This is a genomic window from Roseomonas sp. SRI_022 (genome assembly GCF_057586215.1).
The window spans coordinates 1-22,238 of record NZ_JBYCZL010000031.1 but is presented as its reverse complement, the minus strand read 5'-3'; the positions used below and the strand labels follow the sequence as shown (position 1 = coordinate 22,238).

Below are 22,238 nucleotides of genomic sequence, written 5' to 3'. Positions count from 1 at the left end.
GAGGCCTTTGGAAACCGTTACCTGGCGCCGGGCGCGGCGCTACAGCACCCGCCCCGCCACGACATCGAGCTTCGCCAGCATGTCCGGATCGCGCTTCTCGGGTGCCGTGACCAGCGCGTGGTCCAGCGCCCGGTCGCATCCGGCCGGGCAGGGGCCGCGCGCCGCACCCAGCATCGGCACCACCGTCTTCACCAGCGACCGCGCCTTGTCGGCGTTGGAGAACAGCACCTTCACCACCTGCTCAACGGTGACGGCGTCATGGTCGGGGTGCCAGCAGTCGAAGTCGGTCACCATGGCCATGGTCGCGTAGCAAAGCTCCGCCTCGCGGGCGAGCTTCGCCTCGGGCATGTTGGTCATGCCGATGACGTCGCAGCCCCACTGGCGGTACAGCAGGCTTTCCGCCTTGGTGGAGAATTGCGGGCCTTCCATGACCAGGTAGGTGCCGCCGCGGGTGAAGGGCAGGCCGATCTGCGTCGCGGCGGCTTCCAGCGCATCGCCGAGCCGCGGGCAGACGGGATGCGCGACCGAGACATGCGCGACGCAGCCGGTGCCGAAGAAGGATTTCTCGCGCGCGAAGGTGCGGTCGATGAACTGGTCGACGATGACGAAATGGCCCGGCGGCAGCTCCGCCTTCAGCGACCCCACGGCGGAGAGCGAGATCAGCTCGGTGCAGCCGATCCGCTTCATGGCGTCGATATTGGCGCGGTAGTTGAGCGCGGACGGTGGTGTCGGGTGCCCGCGCCCGTGGCGGGGCAGGAAGGCGACGCGCACGCCGGCCAGGGTGCCGGTCAGGATCTCATCCGACGGATCGCCCCAGGGGGTGTGGATTTTCACCCATTTGCGGTCCTCGAGCCCGTCGAGGTCATAGACCCCGGACCCGCCGATGAAGCCGATCATGGGGGTGATGAGGTCGGACATGGAACGGTGTCTCCGCGCTGCGCGAAGGCGGTTTAGCGCGGCAGGCCGCGCATGCTAAGCGGGGGGCATGACTCGACCTGCGGTTGTCCGACTCTTCGCCCCTCTGCTGCTGGTGATGCTGGCGCTGGCCGCCTGCGGCGATGACCAGTATTCGCGCGGCGGGCCGATCGGGCCGCGGGGGACGGCGCTGCCGCCGCCGGACCCGGCGACGGGGGCGCCGCGGACGGTGTTGCCGGGGCGCTGATCACCCGTCCAGCACATCATCCTCCGGCTTCCGTCGCGCCCGGTGCCGGTCGATCCACCCCGCCACCGGCCGCAGCAGCACATTCACCGTCAGCACCAGCGCCGTCACCACGATCGCCGCGGCGAATTCCCGCGCCCCGATCAGCACGCCCAGCATCGCGACGCACCAGATCGTCGCCGCATCGCCCAGCCCTGTGACCGACCGCCCCGCCTTGATGATCGCCCCAGCGCCGAGGAAGCCGACCCCCGTCGCCACTGCCCCGAACGCCGTGCCCCAGCCGATATCCGGCACGCGCGACACCACCATGCAGGCGAAGCCCGCGCTGGCGAGTGCGACCAGCGAGCAGGTGCGGATTCCGACCGCGCTCGTGCTGATGCCGCGTTCGATGCCGATGGCCACGCCGACCACGAAGGCGGCGCACAACACCAGGGCGGTGCCGAGATCCGGCCCCAGCCCGGTCAGCCAGGCATCGAGTGCGGCATTCACACGTTGAACCGGAACAGCATCACGTCGCCATCCTTCACGACGTATTCCCTGCCTTCGACGCGCATCTTGCCGGCTTCCTTGGCACCCTGCTCGCCATTCAGCGTCACGTAGTCGTCGTAGCCGATCGTCTCGGCGGCGATGAAGCCGCGCTCGAAGTCGCCATGGATGACCCCGGCCGCCTGCGGCGCCTTCATCCCCTTGAGGATGGTCCAGGCCCGCGCTTCCTTCGGTCCCACCGTGAAGTAGGTGATCAGGCCGAGCAGCGCGTAGCCGGCGCGGATGATGCGATCGAGCCCGGAATCTTCCAGCCCCAGGGACGACAGGAACTCCGCCCGGTCATCCTCGGGCATCTGGCTGATCTCGGCCTCGATGGCCGCCGAGACCACCACGGCCTGCGCGCCCTCGGCCTTCGCCTTCTCGAACACCTTCGCCGAGAAGGCATTGCCCGTCGCGGCAGATGCTTCCTCGACATTCGCCACATACAGCACCGGCTTGGTCGTCATCAGCTGCAGCCGCGACGCCGCCGCTTCCTCGCCCCTCGGCACCGCGGTGCGCGCCGGCTTGCCGGCTTCCAGCGCGGCCCTGATCGGGTCGATCAGCGCCATCTGCGCGATCGCTTCCTTGTCCCCGCCGCGCGCGCGCTTCACCAGCCCCTGCGCCCGCTTCTCCAGGCTGTCGAGGTCGGCGAGCATCAGCTCCGTCTCCACCGTTTCCGCATCGCGGATCGGATCGACATTGCCCTCGACATGGGTGACGTCGGTGTCCTCGAAGCAGCGCAGGACGTGGACGATCGCATCCACCTCACGGATGTTCGCCAGGAACTGGTTGCCGAGGCCCTCGCCCTTCGACGCGCCACGCACCAGGCCGGCGATGTCGACGAATTCCAGGCTCGTCGGGACTTCCTTCTGGCTCTTGCCGATCTTCGTCAGCGTATCGAGCCGCCGGTCCGGCACCGCGACGCGCCCGACATTCGGCTCGATGGTGCAGAAAGGATAATTCGCCGCCTGGGCCGACGCGGTCTGCGTCAGCGCATTGAACAGGGTGGACTTGCCGACATTCGGCAGCCCCACGATTCCGCAGTTGAAACCCATCTCAAACCCCTTTGCCGCCGATGGCGGGTGCTGCGCCCTGCCAGGCGGTCTCGAATGCAGAAGCGAAGGTCTCGGCGATGGTCGCGGCGGCGATGCGCGCCGCGCCGTCATCCGTCACCGGGGCAAGCGCCGCCGCGCGCAGATGCCCCAGCACCTCGCCGATCGACAGCGTGCCGCGCGGCAACCTCCCGATAGTCTCTCTCGCCGCGCGCACCGGGTCCGCGGTGAAGCGCAGCAGGTTCCGCGACGCCAGCACCAATGCGCCGGCCAGCACCGCGGCGTCGCGCGTGCCGGCGTAAACCACGCGGCGATCCTCCGCCTCGGTCGCGGCGCCTTCCGCGGCGAACAGGTCGAGCGTCGCGCGCATCCCCGCCGCGGCGCTCGCGAGGCATTCTGCCTCCCGCACCAGCGCGGAGGCGAGGATCGCCGTGCCGTTCGCGATGTCCTGCGGGCCGGGGCCGGCGAAGTCGAAATCGGGGTGCGATTCGTCTTCCATCACCCCTCCTGCGTCAGCAGGGCGATGCGCGTCATGAAGTCCTCGGGCTTGCCCTCGGCGAGCATCGGCGCGCAATCCGCCACCGCATCCAGCAGCTTCTCCAGCCAGGCCTGGTCCTGCTTGGCGAAATTGCCGAGCACATGGCCCGTCACCGCGTCCTTGTGCCCGGGATGCCCGATGCCCATCCGCACGCGCCAGAATTCCGGGCTCGCGAAGGCGCGGCGCATGTCGCGCAGGCCGTTGTGGCCAGCGACGCCGCCGCCCTTCTTCACCCGCACCTTGGCCGGCGCGAGGTCGAGCTCGTCATGGAAGGCGGTGATGCCATCCGGCGGGATCTTCAGGAAGGACGCAGCCTGCTGCACGGCGTCGCCGCTGGCGTTCATGTAGGTCATGGGCTTCAGCGCCCAGACGCGACGGCCCGCGATGGTGCCCTCGGCAACCTCACCCTTGAAGCGCTTGCGCCAGGGGGAGAAGCGATGCCGCCGGGCGATCGCATCGACCGCCATGAAGCCGATATTGTGGCGCTGGCGCGCGTGCTCGCTGCCCGGATTGCCGAGGCCGACCCAGAGCAGCGGTCCATCCTGTGGGGGCATGGCGATAAGAAAGGTCGGGGGAGAGAACTCCCCCGATCCCCCTCCTTTTTCTGTCTGTTGGAGACTGACCGTGGGGGGCGGCGCCAGATGCCAAAAGACGGAGGGGGATTCGGGGGAGGTGTTCCTCCCCCGTCTTCCTTACTTCTTCTTCTTCGCGTCCTTGGCCGGCGCGGCCGCACCGGCGGCGGGCGCCTTCTGCTTGATCGCCTCGACCGGGCCGGCCGCGGCGGCCGGGGCAGTGTCATCCACCACCGTCGGCGCGGCGATGGACGCGACCATGAAGTCGCGGCCGACGATGACCGGCTTCGCGCCGAACTGGTCCTTCACCGCGGACCAGCGCAGGCCGTCGCCGATGTTGGCGGCGCCCAGGTCGATCTGGAAGGCTTCCGGCACATTGTCCGGGTCGGCCATCACCTCGATCTCGCGGCGCACGACGTTCAGCACGCCGCCGGCCTTGATGCCCGGGCAGGTCTCTTCGTTCAGGAACTGAACGGCGACCTTCACGCGGATGCGCGAACCCGGCGCCAGGCGCTGGAAATCGACATGAATGGGGCGGTCGGTGACCGGGTGGAACTGCACGTCGCGCATCAGGCAGCGCTCGGTCGCACCACCCTTCACGGCGACTTCATACAGGTGCGACTGCCAGCCGCCCTTGTGCAGTTCCTTCATCACGTCGCGCGGGTCGAGCGCGGCAAGCGTCGCTTCCGCCTTCGCGCCGTAGATGACAGCGGGGACGAGCCCCTGACGCCGGGTTGCGCGGGCTGCCCCCTTACCTGCCTGCTCGCGCGCTTCGGCCTCGATCCGGATGGTCTGGACCATGGTCGTGCTCCTTGCATTGGTTTGGTCGCCGCTGCGGGCCCGATGGGCATGCCGCAACGACAAGCGCCGGCCTCCAGGGGTGCCGGCGCGGGCCGCTTCTAGGCGATGCAGGTCACCGAGGCAAGCGTCGGGACGCTTGACGCGACGCGGCGGCGGGGGGGAGCGTCACATATCATGGAAGGTCTCGCGGTCCTCCTCGTCCTTATCTTCTTCGGTGGCTGGGGCTTTGGCGTGGCGGGCTTCGCTCGCGCCGGCCGGGCCCGCCGCGAGGCCGAGGCCCTGCGCGCGGAAGTCGCTTCCCTGCGCGCCGAGGTCGGCGGCATGGCCGGCGCCCTGGTCGCCGCCGGCTTCCGGCCGCCCGAGGCCGCCCCCGTTCCGCCGCCCGCATATCCCGCATATGAGGCGCCGCCCGCCTTTGCCCCGCCGGCCGAACTCCCCGCCGCTGAAATCCCGGAACCGGCCCCGGCTGCGGACGACGCCCCCCCGCCCGGCGTCACGGAACCCGCCGCCGACGCGCCACTGCCGCCCTGGTCGCGCGGGACCGGCCCGCGGCCGCAGCGCAACCTCGAGGAACTGATCACCCAGCGCTGGGGTGTCTGGCTGGGTGCCGGGTCGCTTCTGCTGGCCGGCGTCTTCCTGATCCGCTTCGCGGTGGAGGAAGGCTGGCTCGGGCCTGGGGTGCGCTGCGTTCTCGCCGGGCTGCTCGGCATCGCGCTGATCATCGGTGGGGAGTGGCTGGCGAAGCGTTCCGCCCCGATGGAAACGGCCGGCGGCATGCCCGACTACGCGCCCTCCGCCCTCGCAGCCGGGGGCATCGCCGCGCTGTTCGGCGCCACCTATGCCGCGACCTCCATGTACAGCCTGCTGCCGCCGCTGGTCGGCTTCGTCGGCATGGCGGCGGCCGGTGCGCTGGGGATGCTGCTGTCCCTCCGCCGCGGGCCGCTGGTCGCCGTGGTCGGGCTGGTCGGCGCCTTCCTCACCCCGGCGCTGGTCGCTACCGAGGACCCCTCGCTGCCTGGGCTGTTCGCCTACCTGCTGGTGGTGGTCGCCGCCGCGATGATGGTGGTCCGCGCCACCGCCTGGGGCTGGCTCGGTTGGAGTGCCACGGTGGCCGGCGCGCTTTGGGTGGTGGTGGGCACGGCGATCGGGAAGGGGCTCGACCTCTGGGCGCCGGCCCTGTTCGTCCCCGCGGCGGCCGCCTGCTTCCTGTTCATGCTGCCGCGGGAGGCGCTGGCCGGCACGCTCGGCCGGCGCCTGGCGCATCTGCCGCCGGCCTTCCTCGGCGCCGCGCTGATGCCGCTCGCGGTGTTCGAGACGGACCTCGCCTCGGCGGTCGGCATCCTGCTGCTGTCTCCGGTCGCCATCCTCGCCGGGCTGCGCGACCAGCGGCTGGTCCGGCTGCCCTGGATCGCCGCCTCGCTCGGCCTCGCGATGTTGCTGGTCTGGCTGGTCCCGTCCTGGTCCCCGACCGGGGAGGCGGTGACGGTCGAAGGCGTGACGCAGGCCTTCATTCCCGGCGCCTGGGTGCCGGAGGCGCTGACGCGCTACCTGACCGTCGCGCTGATCCTGGCGCTGATGCATCTGCTCGCCGGGCTGGCGCTGGAAGCACGCGCCCTGGCCTGGGCTGGCCTCGCCGCCACGGTGCCGGTGGTCACGCTGCTGGTCGCCTATGGCCGCGTGCGCGGCTTCGCCGCCGATCCGACCTGGGCGCTGGTCGCGGCCGCACTCGCCGCGGTGCATGTCGGCGCGGCGGCGCGGGGGATGCGCGCGGCGGACCCGCAGCGCGCCGGGGCCCATGCCGCGGCGGCGACCGCCGCGCTCGCGCTGGGTGTGGCGATGGTGTTGCGCGACCAGTGGCTGACGCTCGCCGTCGCGCTGTTCCTGCCGCCGCTCGCGATGATCTGCACGCGCACGGGGCTCGATGCGCTGCGCCGGGTCGCCGCCGTGGTCTCGGCGCTGGTGCTGGTGCGGCTCACCCTGAACGGCTTCGTGCTCGGCTACGACTGGGGCGAGATGCCGCTGTTGAACGGGCTGCTGCTCGCCTATGGCGTACCGGCCGTGTGCTTCTGGTGGGCGGCGCGGATCTTCCTGCAGGGGCGGGACGGCATCGTGGTGCGGCTGCTGGAATGCGGCGCGGCGCTGTTCGCGACGCTGCTGGTGCTGCTGGAAATCCGCCACGCCTTCCATCCCGGTGCGCTCGCCGCGGAACGCTGGGACTTCGCCGAGGCCGCCTGGCAATGCACCGCGCTGTTCGTCTGCGCTGCAGTCGCGCTGGTGCTGCACCGGCGCAGCGGGCGCGTCACCTTGCTCTGGGCCGCGCGCGCGGCCGGGCTGGTCGGGCTGCTCGTCGGGTTGATCCTGCTCGCCGCCAATCCCTGGACCACCAATCGCGAGGTCGGCGCGCTGCCGCTGCTCAACGCATTGGCGCCGGCCTATCTGCTGCCGGCGCTGCTGGCCGCCTGGGCGGTGGCCCGTGCACCCGAGGCCCGCCAACCGCCCGGCGCGGCGCAGATGCTCGCCGCCTATGCACTCGTGTCGGGCTTTGCCTGGGTGACGCTGGAGGTGCGCCGCGCCTTCCATCCCCAGAAGATCGGCGTGGCGCATGTGGAGGAGGCGGAGATGTACGCCTATTCCGGCGCCTGGCTGCTGCTCGGCGCCGTCATGATCGCGATCGGCATCCGCAGCGGGCGGAAGGAGATCCGCCTCGCTGCGCTCGCCGTCATCGCGCTGGTGACGTTCAAGGTGTTCCTGGTGGACATGGACGCGCTGGTCGGGCTGTGGCGCGTGCTGTCCTTCCTGGGGTTGGGCTTGGCGCTAATCGCGCTGGGCGCGATCTACCGGCGCTTCGTCATGACAAAGCCGGTCACGCCGGCAGGTGCGGCAGCGTCACCGGACTGATCTCCCACACGCGCCCGCTGGCGGGCGGCGCGCAAAAGGTCGGCAGCGCGTTTGGCGTGCGCACATTCGGCGCGTGGCCGAGCGCGCGGCGCAGGGCACGGAACAGCGCGCCATGCGCCACCACCAGTACCGGGCCGGGCAGGGTGGTCGCACGGTTGATGGCGGCGACCGCGCGATCATGCAGGCCCTGGAAGGTCTCCGCGCCATCGGGCGTGTAGGTGCCGGCGACCCAGTCGTCGTACCAATCGCCCATCGGCTTGCCTTCCTCGGTGCCGAAGCAGACCTCCTGCAACTCGGCATCGGTGGCGACGGGAAGGTCGAGCGCCTCGGCCACGATCTCCGCCGTGCGCAGCGCGCGCGACAGGGGCGACGCGACGATGGTGACGATGCCGCGATCGACCATCGCCATCGCCGCGCGGCGTGCCTGCGTCAGGCCCACGGTGTTCAGCGGGATGTCGGTGCGGCCTTGGCTGCGGCCCTCGGCGTTCCAGTCGGTTTCCCCGTGGCGAAGAAACCAGAAGGGAATGGGATTCAGCGCGAGGGTCATCCGATGTCCTGTTCCCGCGCGAGCGCGGCGGCGATGGCGGGCACCGCGACGACCTTCGCGCCGAGGGCCTTGAGGTGGACGAGGCCATCCGTCGGCAAGCCGAGGAAGCCGGCGAAGCCGAGCAGCGCGGCGACGAAGATGTCGGGTGCGGTGATCTGCGCCGTGTTCAGCAGCGTGCCGTTCGGCTGCCGGGCGAGCCCGGCGTCGGCGAAGGCCAGCGCTTCCCCCCCGCGGGCTATGGCAGCAGCGCGCAGCTTCGCGGCGGCGGCCGCATCGTCGGCAAGGAGGCCATTCGCCTGGAAGGCGACGTAGAAGGTGTTGGCCAGGCGGAAGTGGCACCAGGCGAGCCATTCCATGCCCTTCGCCCGCCCGGTCGGTTCGCGCGGCAGTAGGCCGGACTCCGGCGCGGCCTCGGCGAGCCACAGCGCCATGGCCGGGATCTCGGTGATCGTCACCCCGGCATCGGGGATCTGGATCGCCGCGACCTCTCCTTTCGGATTGATCGCGAGGTATTCGGGTGTCTTGTGGTCGCCCTTGCGCAGGCTGATGAAGCGGATGTCGAGGTCGAGCCCGCTCATCGCCGCCATCTGGTGAACGATGGTCCCGCTGGTGCGCGTCGAGGTCCAGAGGATCGGCTTGGCCATCATGGTTCTCCTGCGAGGGCGATGCAGGCGAAGGCGACCTTCGCCTCGGTCGGCACGCCGAAGCGCGCGGTGTGGCGCGCGGGCAGGCCGTTCGGGAAGTGCTTCACGTATTCCGCGTTGCATTCGGCGTAGTCCGCCGGGTCGGTGATCAGCATCGTCACCTGCACCGCGCGAGTGAGGTCGCTGCCGGCTTCACACAGGATGCGGTCCACCATGGCGAGCGCGTTGCGGGTCTGCTCGGCCGCCGTCGCACCGCGATGGATGCCGGCAGCCGGATCGTGCGGGGCGGAATGCCCCGACACGAAAACCAGGCCACCGGCCCGCGTCGCCCGGCTGAAGGGACGAGCCTCGCCGGGCGCGGGATGGCCGAAGATCGCGAAGGGTGCCTCGGTCACGCCAGGCCTTCGGCGGCGAGCACGCGCTGCACCGCCGGGCGGGCCCGCATCCGCGCGTAATGACCCGCGATATTGGCCGGCAGTTCCTTGCCCATCCGCCCGTTCCACCAGAAGGAGACATAGAACAGCGCGGAATCGGCGAAGGAGTAGGAGCCGACGAGCCAGTCCTTGCCCTCCAGCGCCTTGTCCAGCAGCGCGAGGCCCTTCGAGAAGATCTCGGCGCCGCGCGTCTTCACCGCTTCGTGGTCGCCTTCGGTGGGGGCGAAGTTCACCGGGCGGAACATGCGGGAGAAGCCCTGCATGTGCAGCGTGGCGACGCAGTAGTCGGTGAGTTCCAGCGCCCGCGCCTGCGCATCCATGCCCATCGGCATCAGCCCCGCGGTCGGGAAGCGGGAGGCGAGCCAGAAGGCGATGGCGGGATACTCGGTCAGCACGGAGCCATCGTCGCGTTCCAGCGTCGGCACCTTCGACTTCGGGTTCACGCCGGTGAAGTCGGGCTTGAACTGCGCACCTTCGCGCAGGTTGACCAGCGTGGCCTCGTAGGGCGCGCCGATTTCCTCGAGCAGCACATGGATGCCGACCGAGCAGGCGCCCGGGGAGTAGTAGAGCTTCATGCCGCGTGTCCTTCCGTCCCGCCGCCTCGAGGGCGGCAAGCCGGCAAGATCGGGCGGGCCGGGGGCCTTGGCAAGCCGGTCAGCCGCGGCGGGCGAGCCAGACGGTGTGTCCGCCGCAGGATGGGTCCTCGGCCCTGTGGTCCAGCACGGCGAAGCCCTGCGCGGCGAGCAGGGCGCGATATTCCGCCGGGTTGAGGCTGGCGTGGAACAATGGCTCGCCGGCATAGGCGCCCATCGCCACGCCATGGGCGGGGCCGGAGGTGAAGACCAGCGCGGCACCTGGCGCGGCATGAGCGGCGAAGCGCGGAAACATCGCTCGCTGCGCGTCGTGGTCGAGGTGGAAGAAGCTGTCCCAGGCGACCAGCCCGTCGAAGCTGCGGCCGAGATCCATCTGCCGCATGTCGCCGAGCACCCAGTCGCCATCGGGGAAGCGTTCGCGACACAGGCCGAGCAGCGGTGCCGAACTGTCGATCCCCGTCACCGCGAAACCCTGCGCGATCAGCGACGCCGCGATCGGCGCCCCGCCGCCGCAGCCGATGTCGAGCACGCTGCCGCCCGGCGGCAGAAGCGCGGCGAAGCGCGCGATCCAGTCGCCCTCGGTCGGCGCAGTGCCGCGATCCGCGGCCCAGGCCAGCCCGTGGCGGCGATACAGGTCGATGATCGCATCTGCCGGATTTGGCACACCCCACCTTCCCGAAACCGGCACGATGCGGGGCATCGGGCCCGGAGCGCAAAGCGCGACCGCGCCCAGACCGTCAGCCGCCCCCGCCGCACCAGCGCAGGGCGCGAAGGCAAGGGCCGCGGATGCGGCCCGCCCGCCGTTTGAGGGTCAATTAAACAACGAGGATACCGAGCTTTCCTCGCTGATCCGCTTCATCGCCTCGGCGAGCAGCGGCGCGATGGTCAGCTGGCGGATGTTGCGCGACAGGCGCACCGCCTCGGTCGCGGCGATGCTGTCGGTGACGGTCATGTTCTCGATCGGCGCGGCGCCGATGCGTGCGACCGCGCCGCCCGAGAAGACGCCGTGCGTCACATAGACGCCGGCCGACTTCGCGCCGTTCTTCAGCAACGCCTCGGCGGCGTTGCACAGCGTGCCGCCGGAATCGACGATGTCGTCCACCAGCAGGCAGTGGCGGCCCTCGACCTCGCCGATCACGTTCATCACTTCCGACACACCGGCGCGCGGGCGCCGCTTGTCGATGATGGCGAGATCGACGCCGAGCCGCGCGGCGATCGCCCGCGCGCGCACCACGCCGCCGACGTCGGGGGAGACGATCATCAGCTCGCGCCCGGCGTAGCGCTCCTGGATGTCGCGCGAGAACAGCGGCGCGGCGAACAGGTTGTCCACCGGGATGTCGAAGAAGCCTTGGATCTGTGCGGCATGCAGATCCATCGTCAGCACGCGGTTGGCACCGGCAGCGGCGATCAGGTTGGCCACCAGCTTCGCGCTGATCGGCGTGCGGGGGCCGGATTTCCGATCCTGCCGCGCATAGCCGAAATACGGGATCACCGCGGTGATGCGCCGTGCGGAGGACCGCTTCAGCGCATCGAGCGTGATCAGCAGTTCCAGCAAATTGTCATTGGCAGGATAGGATGTGGACTGCACCACGAAGACATCCTCGCCGCGGATGTTCTCGTGGATCTCGACGAACACCTCCATGTCCGCGAAGCGACGGACCGAGGCATTGGTCAGCGGGATCCCGCAGGCGGCGGCGACCGCCTCGGCGAGAGGCCGGTTGCTGTTGCAGGCGACGATTTTCATGGCCGGGGGGGCTCCGGGCGCGACGGGGCGACGGTTCGCAGAAGGGCGGGCGCTAGGTAGCAACGTGACGCGATTGTGTAAATCAGATGGCCATATCTCTGCCGCAGCCGGATGCGGCCGTATCGATCAGAAGAAGCATCGATGCCGCTGGCCCGGGCGCATCCGCGCCGGTCCTGGCCCTTGTCGCCCTGCTGATCGCTCCGGGTGTCGCGGCCGCGCAGACCGGCCGCCAATACGATTCCACAGGACGTTCCATCGGCGGGACGGATGGGACGGGGACGCAACGGCAATACGACGCCGCGGGCCGGCTGACCGGGCGGTCGGAGACACGCGGGGACGCGACGCGCCAATACGATTCGTCGGGCCGGCGGCAGGGGCGCAGCGAGCAACGCGCCGATACGCTGCGCCATTACGATGCATCGGGCCGGTCGGTCGGTCGGACCGAATGGTCCGGGGATCGGGCGCGGATCTACGATGCGTCGGGCTGCAACACGGGGCGCATCGAACGCAGCGGCGATGGCTGGCGACGCCATGACGCGCAGGGGCGGCTGGTCGGGCGCGGCACCGGGCCGGCACCCGACCGGTAGGCGCCGGGTCAGCCCTTGCCGACCAGGCCCTTCACCTCATCCATCGCCTCGGCGAAGCGCTTGTTGAGCACGGCAAGCGCCTCATTGTTCGACTTCTGGATCAGGTCGGCGATCTCCTGCAGGTTGGCGGCCGCCTTCTCATAGGTCGACTTGGCGAGGGCCGCCTGCTTCGCGGCCTTGTCCTGCGGGGCCTCGGCGCTGGAGAAGGCCTTCATCGCCTCGGTCATTTCGGCGACGGAGCTCTGCATGATCTCCATGTGCCGGCGGGCGACGGCCTGCGCGCCTTCCAGTGCGACGCGGTTGGCGGTGGACAGCGCCTCGATATTGCGGCGCTGCGCGGCGGCCAGCGCATCCATGTCGGGCATCGCCGGCATGCGGAACTCGCCGAGCACCTTCATCATGTCGAAATCTGGCTTGAACCCGAAACGGTCTGACATCGCCTGCTCCCCAGCGTTGCGCGGAGGAGCGTAGCCTCATTTTCGCCGCACTGCATCATGAACAGCGCATGGCTGGCATCTCACGGCTTGTTCAGCCGTCCGTGGTTTCTGCCTGGGGCGCGCCCGCTTCCTCCCGCACCAGCCGGAAGGTCCGCGCGATCTGCCCGGCGCGGTCGAGCAACCGGTCGAGGGCGGCCATGGTGTGGCCGAGATCCTCGCTGTCATCCTCGGCCCAGGCGCGCACGGCGCCGAGCCAGACGCCGATCAGCCCCAGCGCGAGCAGCCGCTTCAGCCCGGCATCGGCCTCGATCTCCGCCGCATCGAGCATCCAGCGCATCGACAGCGCGAGATGCGGGGCGAGCAGCGCGGCGAGCGGCGGATCGCGCCGCATTTCCCGCAGGAAGCGAAGGATGCCCGCGCGATGCGGCTGCATCGCGTCAAGCCGGCGCATCAGCACATCAAAAAGCCGGTCGCGCGCGGCGCCGCCCTGGCCCGGAATGGTGCCGGCCAGCACGGCGCGGTCCATCAGGCGGCCATGCAGCACCAGCACGTCGAGCCGGCTGGGGAAGCGCCCCCGCAGGTCGGCGAGCGGAATGCCGGCCTCGGCGGCCAAGCGCCCCATGGTCAGTCCGCCCCAGCCATGCGCGGCGACCACGCGCCACAGCGCGGCGATCAGGGCCTCGTCGTCGGTCTCGCTCATGGCCGCAGCATAGGGCGCGGCGCCGTCATCCTGCCAGTTCGCGCGCGCGGTCGGTCGCGGCCTGGATCGCCTTCGACATCGCCGCTGGCCAGGCCTGCGGTTCCATCAGCACGGCGAGCGCACGCTCGGTGGTGCCCTTCGGGCTGGTCACCGCCTTGCGCAGATCGGCCGCATCCTGGGTGCTGGCAGCGAGCAGAGCGCCCGACCCCGCCACCGTCGCGCGCGCCATTTGCCGCGCCAGCGCCGGCGCCAGGCCTTGTTCGATCGCCGCCTTCTCCATCACCTCGGCGAGCAGGAAGACATAGGCCGGGCCGCCGCCGGACACCGCGGTGACCGGGTTGATCTGGTCTTCCTCCTCGACCCAGGCGACCTCACCCACCGCCTGCAGCAGCGCATCGGCCAGCGCCTTCTGCGCGCCTGTCACGCCAGGCGCGGCGTAGCCCACGGTGAAGCCCTGGCGCACCGCCGCCGGGGTGTTCGGCATGGCGCGCACTACCGCCGCCTGATCCCCCAGCGCGGCGCGCATCGAAGCCACCGACCGTCCCGCCATGATCGACACGAACAGCGTGTCCCCCGCCGCGAAGCGGGCGAAGGCCGGCAATGTCGCCGGCGCCTCCTGCGGCTTGATCGCCAGGATCACTGCCGCCGGGTGGAAATCGGCGGGGATCGAGGCGGCGTCGGGGACGATGGTCGCCCGCCCGGCGAAGGCCTCGGCGGCCGGGGCGTAGGGTTCCACCACCACGGCGCGCGACAGGCCGCGTTCCAGCCAGCCGGACAGCATGGCGCCGCCCATCTTGCCGCAGCCGATGAGGAGGAGGTCGGGAAGGGTCTCGGTCATGGCCGCAGGGTAAGGGCCTGGGGCCGCCGCGGCTACACCCGCCGCAGCGGCACCCGCCAGGCGAAGAAGGCGCCGGCGGCCATCAGCACCGCGGCGCTGACGAAGAGCATGCGGAACGCCTCGATCAGGTCGACCCGCAGCGCGGCGGCCGCCTCGGGCGCCAGCGTGGCGACGAAGCCCGCGCCCTCCGCGACCAGGCGCTGGAAGGCCGGGGTGGTGGCGGGGCCGGTCAGGGTCAGCGCCGCGAAGACCACCGCCGCCACCACCGCCGTGCCGGTCGCCGCCCCGATGTTGCGGGAGAAGGCGACCCCGGCCGAGGCCGAGCCCAGCCGTTCGCGCCCCGCGGCCGACTGCGCCGTCACCTGCACCATGGGGAAGGAGGTGCCGGTGCAGAAGGCGACCATCGCCAGCAGGGGTGGCAGCAGCGCCAGGGGAAGGTCCGGGGCGAAGACGGCCAGCCCGGCCCAGATCGCGCTGCCGATCGGCAGGAAGGTGGCCGGCCAGCGCATGGCGTAGCCGGTCTTCGCCGCCATCCTCCCGGCGAAGAAGGCGCCGGTCACGCCACCGGCCGACATTGCCAGCAGCATCAGCCCCGATGGTCCCGGTGCCAGGCCGCGCACCGTCTGCAGCCACACCGGCAGGAAGGAGATCATGCCCACCTGCGCCCCCACCACGCAGGCCGAGACGGCATAGGCCCGCCAGATCGACGGATCGGCAAAGAGGCCGAGCGGCAACAGCGGATCGCGCGCGGCGCGTTCGACGCGCAACAGCAGCGTGCCGGCGGCCAGCGCCAGCAACCCGAGCCCGCCGGCGAGCGGCAGCAATGCCGGGTCCAGCCGCCGCGCGCGGTCGAGGCCGATCAGCGCCGCCGCCACCATCGCGACGAAGAGGACGAGGCCCAGCCAGTCGAAGCGCAGCCGCACGCCGCGCCGCGCCGGCGCCACATAAGGCAGGCGCCGGGCGAGCACGCCGCACAGCACGGCCAGCGGCAGCAGCATCACGAAGATCGACCGCCAGCCGAGCGCCTGCGACAGGTATCCGCCTGCCACCGGCCCGAAGGCCGAGGCGAAGGCGTAGGATCCGGCGATCCGCGCCTGGTAGCGGCCGCGTTCGCGCGGCGGCACCGCTTCCCCGATCAGCGCCTGGGCCAGGGTGAGCAGCCCGCCGCCGCCGAAGCCTTGCACGACGCGCGCGCCGACCAGCGCCGGCAGGCTCGGCGCCAGGACGCAGCCGAGGCAGCCGGTGAAGAAGATCGCGAGTGCCGCGAAGGTGGCGCGGCGACGGCCGAACACGTCGCCGAGCTGGCCGAAGATGGGCGCAGCGCAGGTCGCGGAGACCAGATAGGCGACGAGGATCCAGGAGGTGCGCTCGATGCCGCCCATCTCGGCGGCGATCGCCGGCAGGGCGGTGGCGACGATGGTCTGGTCGACGGCGGCGAGGAATATGACGAGCGAGACGGCCGGGAAGGCGCGGAGGAAGGCGGCGCGGAGAGCGGGGTCGTCGGCGGTCATGGGCGGAATCCGGAGGGGCGCTGCCCCTCCGGGCCACCCCGCCAGGGGCCTGCGGGCCCCTGGACCGCGAGAAGTTGGCCCCGGGCGCTGCGGCCGGACCGGCGTGCGGTAGGTGCTCCGTGCACGTCTACAGGGCGGAAAGGAGGTTTCCAAAGGCCCTTGGGCCTTTGGCAGGGGAGGTCCGGAGGGGGCGGCGCCCCCTCCGTCGCTGCCCACGCCATCGTCAGAGGCTTCCGCTCCGCCCCATTTCCAGGAACTTCTCGCGCCGCCGCGCCCGCAGCGTCGCGCCGTCCAATTCGACCAGCGGCGCCAGCAGTTCCGCGATGCGGTCGCCCAGCGCAGCGATCGTCGCCTCGGGGTCGCGATGCGCGCCGCCGAGCGGTTCGGGAACCATCGCATCCACCAGGTTCAGCCGGCGCAAATCGTCGGCGGTCAGCTTCAGCGCCTCGGCCGCCGTCGAGGCCTGGGCGGCGTCGCGCCACAGGATCGAGGCGCAGCCCTCCGGGCTGATCACCGAGTAGATCGCGTGTTCCAGCATGATGATGCGGTCCGCCGCGGCCAGCGCGATGGCCCCACCTGACCCGCCTTCACCGATGATGGTGGCGATGAAAGGGACCGGTGCGTCGAGGCCCGCCTCGATCGACCGGGCGATGGCTTCCGCCTGGCCGCGGGCCTCGGCCTCGATGCCGGGGAAGGCGCCGGCGGTATCGACGAAGGACAGGATCGGCAGGCCGAAGCGGCCGGCGAGTTCCATCAGCCGTCGCGCCTTGCGATAGCCCTCGGGCCGCGCCATGCCGAAATTGTGCTTCACGCGACTTTCGGTGTCGTGGCCGCGTTCGGTACCGAGCACCATCACCGCGCGGCCTCGAAAACGGCCCATGCCGCCCATCACCGCGGCGTCATCGGCATAGGCGCGATCGCCGGCGAGCGGGGTGTAATCCTCGATCAGCGCCGCGATGAAGTCGGAACAATGCGGGCGGTCGGGATGGCGGGCGACCTGCGCCTTCTGCCAGGGGCTGAGCTTCGCGTAGGTTTGCTTCAGCAACGACTGCGCCTTGTCGCGCAGGCGGCCGACCTCCTCGGCAACATCGATCCCGCCGGCGTCGGTGGTCCGACGCAGCTCCTCGATCTTGCCTTCGAGCTCGGCAATCGGCTTTTCGAAATCCAGGAAGTGACGCATGGCTGCGGGGGGTTAGCGGAATTCCGGGCCGGGCGCGACCCCCGTAGACCGCTTGATGGGCGGCGGGCGACCCGAGGGTGCGCCATGCCTATCCGGACATTGCCCCGCCAAGGGCCTGGAATGCCGGGGGTTGGTGCCTCGCGCCATTCCAGGAGCGCGCATGGGAAGTCGGCCGTGCGCCACGCCGCCGCGACCGGAGGCCGACACGGCCGGACCAGTATGACCTGTCCCGTCAGGCGCGCGAATCGCTCTCCCCTCTCCTCCACGGACGACGCCGCGGCCGGGCAATCGTGCCCGTGTTGGCGGCACGTCCCACGACAGCAGAGGCATCCGGGCACTGGCAGGTAATGTGCCTCACGGCTCTCATTCCACCTTCGTGACAGGCTGACCCTGCGGCGGTACCTGCGTCGCGGCCTTGATCAGTCAGCCAAGGAAACCAGGCCCATGCCGAGAGCCCTGAACGGCCGTCCGAACTCCTCCGGACACGCGACCATGCTTCGTCGGCTGACCTTCACGGCCATGCTGGTGGCTGGCGCCCCGACCGGCGCCTGGGCGGCGGATCCTGCGCCACCCACTGCCCCGCCTGGCTTTTCGGTGGTGGCGACGTTCCACGCGCAGGGCGCCCAGATCTACGAATGCCGCGGCGGCGCCGGGGGCAACCTCGCCTGGCAGTTTCGCGAACCGGTCGCGACCTTGATCGAAGGTGGCCGCACCGCGGGCCGGCACTATGCCGGGCCGAGCTGGGAGTTGTCCGATGGCAGTGCCGCGATGCTGGGCCGCGTCGCCGAACGGCTGCCCGGCGCGGCTGCGGATGCGATCCCCTGGCTCAGGCTGGACATCACGCAACGGCGTGGCGGCAGCGGCGAGGGGCGCCTCGGGGCGGCGACGGTCATCCTGCGGATCAACACCGTCGGCGGGATGGCCGAGGGTGCCTGCCCCAGCGCGGGAGAGTTCCGCAGCGTGCCCTATGCCGCCGATTACGTGTTCCTGGCGCCCAGGCCCTGACGCGCACTGCCCGGGTGGGCCGGGTCGGCGCCGCGGCCAGGAGTGATCCCGGCTCACCGCGCCAGCGGATGATGCGCCTCCACCAACGCCTTCAACCGCCCTTCCAGCACCTTCGTGTAGATCTGCGTCGTCGCGATATCCGCATGCCCCAGCAGGATCTGCAGGCTCCGCAGATCCGCCCCTCGCGCCAGCAGGTGCGAGGCGAAGGAATGCCGCAGCACATGCGGGCTGACCCGGGCGGGGTCGATTCCCGCCGCCAGCGCCACGTCCTTCAGCAGGAGCCCCAGCGACTGCCGCGTCAGATGCCCTGAGGCGGCGCGGGAGGGAAACAGCCAGCGCGCCCCTTTCGCTCCGGCGCGCTCGGCGGCCTCGGTCCGGGCGGCCAGAGCCAGGTCCCGCGCGCGGGCCGAGACCGGCACCAGCCGTTCCTTGCCGCCCTTGCCGCGCACCGCGACCAGCCCCTCCTCGGCGCGCAGCGCCCCGGCGGGCAGGGAGACCAGTTCGCTCGCGCGCAGGCCGGAACAATACAGCAACTCCACTGCTGCGGCGGCCGCGGCACCCTTGCGGCCTGGCAATCCGGCGGCGGCGGCGATCAGCGCCTCGACCTCGGCTTCCGACAACGCCTTGGGCAGGCTGGCGGGCAGGCGCGGGCTTTCCAGCAATTCGGTCGGGTCATCCGCCCGCACGCCCTCGCGCGCGAGGAAGCGGTGGAACTGGCGAATCGCCGACAGCCGCCGCGCCTGGGTGCGGGCGGCATAACCGGCCCCGGCCAATTGCCGGACCCAGCCGCGCAGGGCCTCGGCATCGGCAGCATGCACGGCGATGCCGCGCGCCGCAGCGAAGCCCGCGAAATCGTCGAGATCGGATTGATACGCTGCCAGCGTGTTCCGCGCCGCGCCGCGCTCGGCGACCAGCATCTCGAGGAAGGCCTCGACATGCCGGGATGCGCCGCTCACCGGCTCGACTGGAACCGTTCGTTGGGGATGGCCCGCTCGACCGACCGGGACGGCACGCTGGGCGGGAAGGCACCCAGCACGAGCAGCCCAACGGCGACGACGCCCAGGACCAGCAGCAGGATGAGCGTGAAGGGGCTGCGGGACATCGGGCGCGGCGGCTCCCATCAGGAACGCTGGCTGTATGCCAGGGCAGCGGAGATAAGATGCTCTAGAATCTCGATCTTTCCAGAGTCGAGATCGGTTCGGACGATTTCATCCGGACCGATATTGCTCTAGCCTCCGGCCCCGTGTCGCGCAACTCCGCCTTCGATCTTCCCGATGAAGACCGCCCGAACCCCGCCCCATCCGCCGCGCCGACGCGCGCGGTGGTGCTCGTCGGCATGCCCGGCGCCGGCAAGACGGCGATCGGCCGGCGCCTCGCGGCGCGACTCGGGCTGCCCTTCCGCGACGCCGATACCGAGATCGAATCGGCCGCCGGCATGCCGATCACCGAGATCTTCTCCCGCTACGGCGAACCCCATTTCCGCGACGGCGAGCGCCGCGTCATCACCCGCCTGCTGGCCGGCCCGCCCCTGGTGCTCGCGACCGGCGGCGGCGCCTTCGCCGACCGTGCGACGCGGGAGGCGATCAAGAGCTCCGGTGCCGTCACCATTTGGCTGAAATGCGAATTGCCGACCCTGCTGCGCCGCGTGGCGGGGCGGGAACACCGGCCGATGTTCCTCAATGCCGATCCCGCCGAGGTGCTGCAGCGCCTGATGACGGCGCGCCACCCCTTCTATGCCGAGGCGGATGTGACCGTGACCTGTACCGATGAAAGCCCCGAGGTCACGACGCGCCGCGTGCATGACGCGCTCGAGGGTGCGGTGCCGCCGAAGCGCCTGCCGGTTCGCCTCGGCGACCGGGGCTATGACGTGCTGGTCGGCCCTGGCCTGCTATCGCGTGCCGGCGGGCTGATCGCGCCCGTCCTGCCGGCGCGCCGTGTCGTGGTGGTCAGCGATGCGGCGGTCGCCGGTATCCACCTCCCGGCGCTGCGCGCCGGGCTGGAGGCGGCCGGCATCCAGATCCTGGCCGAGATCGCCGTGCCGCCCGGCGAATCCTCCAAGGATTTCGCCCGCCTCCAGGATGTGCTGGAGCGGATGCTATCGGCCGGGCTCGACCGGCGGACGACGGTGGTGGCACTCGGCGGCGGGGTGGTGGGCGACTTGGCCGGTTTCGCGGCCGCGGTGGCGATGCGCGGCGTGCCCTTCGTGCAGGTGCCGACGACGCTGCTCGCACAGGTGGATTCCTCGGTCGGCGGCAAGACCGGGGTGAACCTGCGGGCGGGGAAGAACCTCGCGGGCGCCTTCCATCAGCCGCGCATCGTGCTGGCTGACACCAGCGCACTGGCGACGCTTCCCGTCCGCGAATTACGCGCCGGCTATGCCGAGGTCGCCAAGCACGGCCTGCTGCAGGGCGCGTTGTGGGATTGGTGCGAGGCCCATGGCGCCGCGGCGGTCGCCGGCGATGCGGCTGCGCTGACGCATGCGGTGCTGGAATCCTGCCGGCTCAAATCCGCCGTGGTCGCGGCGGATGAGCGGGAGGAAAGCCCTGAGGGCGGCCGCGCGCTACTCAACCTTGGCCACACCTTCGGCCATGCGCTGGAAGCCGAATGCGGCTTCGACGGCACCCTGCTGCATGGGGAGGCGGTGGCGATCGGGCTCGGCCTGGCGGCGTCGATTTCCGCACGGCTCGGCCATTGCAGCCAGGAATGGCCGTCGCGCGTCATCGCGCATCTGGCCGCCTGCGGGCTGCCCGCGCGGATCGCCGACCTGCCGCGTCGCTTCAGCATCGATGCGCTGATGGGCCGCATGGCCAAGGACAAGAAGAACCGCGACGGGGCGATGCGCTTTGTGCTGATGCGCGCCCCCGGCGATGTCTTCACCAGTTCCGACGTCCCGGCCGAGGCGGTGCGGGCGCTGCTGCGGGATGAGGGCGCGACCGGCTGAATCCCGCGCGCGCATGACAGACCCGCGCCGGTCCTGTCCCTCCTGCCTTTCCTGATCTTGCGCTGCGACAATATGATGCGTCGCAGCAAGACCGGAACGTCCCCATGCCGCTCTCCACGCCTGCCGACCGCGAGCCCATGCATCGCCGCACGATCGACATGCGGGGGTATCGCCGCGCCGACGGGCTGTTCGACATCGAAGGCCATCTGCTCGACACCAAATCCTATGGTTTCGACAATGAGGAGAAGGGTTGGCTCGAGCCCGGCACGCCGCTGCACGGCATGTGGATCCGCCTGACCATCGATGAGGACCTGATGATCCGCGAATGCGAGGCGGCGCAGGACCATACCCCCTATGGCGTCTGCCCGCAGGCCGCGCCGAACTTCGCGCGCCTCGCGGGCATCAGGATCGGGCCGGGTTTCAACCGCGCGGTGCAGGAACGCGTCGGCGGCGTGCTCGGCTGCACCCATCTGCGGGAGATGCTGGCCCAGATGGCGACCGTCGCCTACCAGACGCTTTATCCCGTGCGGCGGGAGAAGGAACTGGCGCGGGAGGCGGCGACCGGCGTGCGGGAGAGGCCGCGCATCATCGGCACCTGCCTCGCCTATGAACCATCCTCCCCGGTGGTGAAGATGCGCTGGCCCTGGCTGGCGCAGGACGCCGCCGAGTAGGGGGCTCATACCGGCCAGCCCTTCGGCTGACTCGGTATTCGAATCTTGATTTGGCGCGCAGCCGCCACACCAACCCTGCGCGCGATACCGTTCGCGTTACCGATGGCCAGGTCATCGGCAACGCTCGGCGGTATCATTCCGGCCGGCGCGCAAGGCTGGCGTGCCAGCGCAGCAACCGCAGCCTGCCCTCACGCAACAGTCGAAGGCGCAGCAGCCAAGCCTCGGCCTCCGCGACAAGGGCCGCGGCGGCCTGCGGCGTGGGACGGGCGGCTTCCGTGCGCAGCGCCTCCAGCACCGTGACCCAGCCGAGCAGCACCGCCCGCTGGTGCCGCGCCCCGGTATCCTCGACGACATGGATGCGGAAGCCGGCCCGTTCGAGGGCCTCGGGCATCGCCGCTTCGGCGGGGGGCGGTCGGCGGCCCTCAGCGGCGAGCCAGCGCGCATCGGCATCCCGGTCGCGCGCCACCAGGTCGAGCAGCACGACTTCCCCGCCATCGCGCAGCGCGGTCGCGGTGGCGCGCAGCAGCCCATCGGGTGCGCCGCCCCGGCGGAAGGGTTCGAGCAGCAGCGCATGCTGGTGGTAGCGGGGGCGGAAGGCAGGCGAGTCTGGCACGAAGGCGGCGGTGGTAACGCGCTTTGGCGCCGGCCGCTGGTCCGCGGCGGCGTTGAGATCATGGGCGGCGACGAAGCAGCCGCGGGCCCCAGCCATCACCGCCGCGGCCGACCGCGCGCCGAGCCCCGCCAGCAGTACCGTATGGGCCGGCGTCAGCGCCAGCAGGGCGGCCAGGCGCAGCACTTCCTCCGCGCCACCCGGCAGGGCCATGCCCTCGCCCCATAGCCGGTCGGCCCAGGCGGCGCGGG

The 22,238-nt window shown here is 71.1% G+C and carries 26 protein-coding genes; 6 read left to right on the top strand and 20 right to left on the bottom strand.

Annotated features, from left to right (window positions below):
* Positions 1-39: 39 nt before the first annotated feature.
* Positions 40-918, bottom strand: a complete 879-nt coding sequence (locus AC2YHJ_RS23550) for an S-methyl-5'-thioadenosine phosphorylase (protein ID WP_487398623.1) — start codon at positions 916-918, stop codon at positions 40-42.
* Between the two features lie 67 nt (positions 919-985).
* Here AC2YHJ_RS23550 and AC2YHJ_RS23545 point away from each other — a divergent pair, with 67 nt between their 5' ends.
* Positions 986-1,162, top strand: a complete 177-nt coding sequence (locus tag AC2YHJ_RS23545) for a hypothetical protein (protein ID WP_487398622.1) — start codon at positions 986-988, stop codon at positions 1,160-1,162.
* Here AC2YHJ_RS23545 and AC2YHJ_RS23540 read toward each other — a convergent pair whose 3' ends face one another.
* The 5 genes from AC2YHJ_RS23540 to AC2YHJ_RS23520 form a co-directional block, all read right to left on the bottom strand.
* Positions 1,163-1,648 (bottom strand): MgtC/SapB family protein, encoded by a 486-nt coding sequence (locus AC2YHJ_RS23540; protein WP_487398621.1) that lies wholly within the window; start codon positions 1,646-1,648, stop codon positions 1,163-1,165.
* Positions 1,645-2,739: a redox-regulated ATPase YchF gene (gene ychF, locus AC2YHJ_RS23535; RefSeq protein ID WP_487398620.1), complete on the bottom strand. Its 1,095-nt coding sequence runs from the start codon at positions 2,737-2,739 to the stop codon at positions 1,645-1,647. The genes AC2YHJ_RS23540 and ychF overlap by 4 nt, the downstream gene beginning before the upstream one ends.
* A gap of 1 nt (position 2,740) precedes the next feature.
* Positions 2,741-3,235, bottom strand: coding sequence for a hypothetical protein (locus AC2YHJ_RS23530; RefSeq protein ID WP_487398619.1), 495 nt, complete (start codon positions 3,233-3,235; stop codon positions 2,741-2,743).
* Positions 3,235-3,828 (bottom strand): aminoacyl-tRNA hydrolase, encoded by a 594-nt coding sequence (gene pth, locus AC2YHJ_RS23525; protein ID WP_487398618.1) that lies wholly within the window; start codon positions 3,826-3,828, stop codon positions 3,235-3,237. Before pth ends, AC2YHJ_RS23530 begins: the two co-directional genes overlap by 1 nt.
* A gap of 138 nt (positions 3,829-3,966) precedes the next feature.
* Positions 3,967-4,647 carry a 50S ribosomal protein L25/general stress protein Ctc gene (locus AC2YHJ_RS23520; protein WP_487398617.1) on the bottom strand — a complete coding sequence of 227 codons (681 nt, stop codon included), beginning with the start codon at positions 4,645-4,647 and terminating at the stop codon, positions 3,967-3,969.
* A 174-nt stretch (positions 4,648-4,821) separates the two neighbouring features.
* On the opposite strand from AC2YHJ_RS23520, the gene AC2YHJ_RS23515 reads away from it, so the two are divergent.
* Positions 4,822-7,545, top strand: coding sequence for a DUF2339 domain-containing protein (locus AC2YHJ_RS23515; RefSeq protein ID WP_487398616.1), 2,724 nt, complete (start codon positions 4,822-4,824; stop codon positions 7,543-7,545).
* Here the strand turns inward: AC2YHJ_RS23515 and AC2YHJ_RS23510 are convergent.
* From AC2YHJ_RS23510 to AC2YHJ_RS23485, 6 genes are all read right to left on the bottom strand, one after another.
* A complete protein-coding gene (locus tag AC2YHJ_RS23510; protein ID WP_487398615.1) occupies positions 7,511-8,092 on the bottom strand; it encodes a histidine phosphatase family protein in 582 nt (193 codons plus the stop codon). The two genes, AC2YHJ_RS23515 and AC2YHJ_RS23510, sit on opposite strands and share 35 nt — an antisense overlap.
* Entirely contained in the window at positions 8,089-8,736 is a 648-nt protein-coding gene (locus AC2YHJ_RS23505) for a glutathione S-transferase family protein (protein WP_487398614.1), read from the bottom strand. The genes AC2YHJ_RS23510 and AC2YHJ_RS23505 overlap by 4 nt, the downstream gene beginning before the upstream one ends.
* Positions 8,736-9,131, bottom strand: coding sequence for a RidA family protein (locus AC2YHJ_RS23500; protein WP_487398613.1), 396 nt, complete (start codon positions 9,129-9,131; stop codon positions 8,736-8,738). The genes AC2YHJ_RS23505 and AC2YHJ_RS23500 overlap by 1 nt, the downstream gene beginning before the upstream one ends.
* On the bottom strand, positions 9,128-9,745 hold the full coding sequence (locus AC2YHJ_RS23495; RefSeq protein ID WP_487398612.1) for a glutathione S-transferase family protein: 618 nt from the start codon (positions 9,743-9,745) through the stop codon (positions 9,128-9,130). Before AC2YHJ_RS23495 ends, AC2YHJ_RS23500 begins: the two co-directional genes overlap by 4 nt.
* 79 nt (positions 9,746-9,824) lie before the next feature.
* Entirely contained in the window at positions 9,825-10,427 is a 603-nt protein-coding gene (locus tag AC2YHJ_RS23490) for a class I SAM-dependent methyltransferase (protein WP_487398611.1), read from the bottom strand.
* Between the two features lie 147 nt (positions 10,428-10,574).
* Positions 10,575-11,507, bottom strand: coding sequence for a ribose-phosphate pyrophosphokinase (locus tag AC2YHJ_RS23485; RefSeq protein ID WP_487398610.1), 933 nt, complete (start codon positions 11,505-11,507; stop codon positions 10,575-10,577).
* An 86-nt stretch (positions 11,508-11,593) separates the two neighbouring features.
* On the opposite strand from AC2YHJ_RS23485, the gene AC2YHJ_RS23480 reads away from it, so the two are divergent.
* Positions 11,594-12,094, top strand: coding sequence for a hypothetical protein (locus AC2YHJ_RS23480; protein ID WP_487398609.1), 501 nt, complete (start codon positions 11,594-11,596; stop codon positions 12,092-12,094).
* An 8-nt stretch (positions 12,095-12,102) separates the two neighbouring features.
* Here AC2YHJ_RS23480 and AC2YHJ_RS23475 read toward each other — a convergent pair whose 3' ends face one another.
* From AC2YHJ_RS23475 to AC2YHJ_RS23455, 5 genes are all read right to left on the bottom strand, one after another.
* Positions 12,103-12,531 (bottom strand): phasin family protein, encoded by a 429-nt coding sequence (locus AC2YHJ_RS23475; protein ID WP_487398608.1) that lies wholly within the window; start codon positions 12,529-12,531, stop codon positions 12,103-12,105.
* A gap of 91 nt (positions 12,532-12,622) precedes the next feature.
* Positions 12,623-13,231: a TetR family transcriptional regulator gene (locus AC2YHJ_RS23470; protein ID WP_487398607.1), complete on the bottom strand. Its 609-nt coding sequence runs from the start codon at positions 13,229-13,231 to the stop codon at positions 12,623-12,625.
* Positions 13,232-13,256: 25 nt separating this feature from the next.
* A complete protein-coding gene (gene proC, locus AC2YHJ_RS23465) occupies positions 13,257-14,069 on the bottom strand; it encodes a pyrroline-5-carboxylate reductase (protein ID WP_487398606.1) in 813 nt (270 codons plus the stop codon).
* Between the two features lie 32 nt (positions 14,070-14,101).
* Positions 14,102-15,580, bottom strand: a complete 1,479-nt coding sequence (locus AC2YHJ_RS23460) for an MFS transporter (protein WP_487398605.1) — start codon at positions 15,578-15,580, stop codon at positions 14,102-14,104.
* Positions 15,581-15,803: 223 nt separating this feature from the next.
* Entirely contained in the window at positions 15,804-16,760 is a 957-nt protein-coding gene (locus AC2YHJ_RS23455) for an acetyl-CoA carboxylase carboxyltransferase subunit alpha (protein WP_487398604.1), read from the bottom strand.
* Between the two features lie 444 nt (positions 16,761-17,204).
* Here AC2YHJ_RS23455 and AC2YHJ_RS23450 point away from each other — a divergent pair, with 444 nt between their 5' ends.
* Positions 17,205-17,765, top strand: coding sequence for a DUF3455 domain-containing protein (locus AC2YHJ_RS23450; protein WP_487398603.1), 561 nt, complete (start codon positions 17,205-17,207; stop codon positions 17,763-17,765).
* Positions 17,766-17,818: 53 nt separating this feature from the next.
* On the opposite strand, the gene AC2YHJ_RS23445 is transcribed toward AC2YHJ_RS23450, so the two are convergent.
* Both AC2YHJ_RS23445 and AC2YHJ_RS23440 read right to left on the bottom strand, forming a co-directional pair.
* A complete protein-coding gene (locus tag AC2YHJ_RS23445) occupies positions 17,819-18,721 on the bottom strand; it encodes a site-specific tyrosine recombinase XerD (RefSeq protein ID WP_487398602.1) in 903 nt (300 codons plus the stop codon).
* Positions 18,718-18,867: a hypothetical protein gene (locus AC2YHJ_RS23440; protein ID WP_487398601.1), complete on the bottom strand. Its 150-nt coding sequence runs from the start codon at positions 18,865-18,867 to the stop codon at positions 18,718-18,720. Before AC2YHJ_RS23440 ends, AC2YHJ_RS23445 begins: the two co-directional genes overlap by 4 nt.
* A gap of 141 nt (positions 18,868-19,008) precedes the next feature.
* Between AC2YHJ_RS23440 and aroB the strand changes: the two genes are divergently transcribed.
* Both aroB and AC2YHJ_RS23430 read left to right on the top strand, forming a co-directional pair.
* Positions 19,009-20,706, top strand: coding sequence for a 3-dehydroquinate synthase (gene aroB, locus AC2YHJ_RS23435; protein WP_487398600.1), 1,698 nt, complete (start codon positions 19,009-19,011; stop codon positions 20,704-20,706).
* Positions 20,707-20,810: 104 nt separating this feature from the next.
* On the top strand, positions 20,811-21,377 hold the full coding sequence (locus AC2YHJ_RS23430) for a DUF2889 domain-containing protein (protein WP_487398599.1): 567 nt from the start codon (positions 20,811-20,813) through the stop codon (positions 21,375-21,377).
* Between the two features lie 133 nt (positions 21,378-21,510).
* Here AC2YHJ_RS23430 and AC2YHJ_RS23425 read toward each other — a convergent pair.
* The coding region (locus AC2YHJ_RS23425) for a hypothetical protein (protein WP_487398598.1) at positions 21,511-22,238 on the bottom strand (728 nt) is incomplete at its 5' end.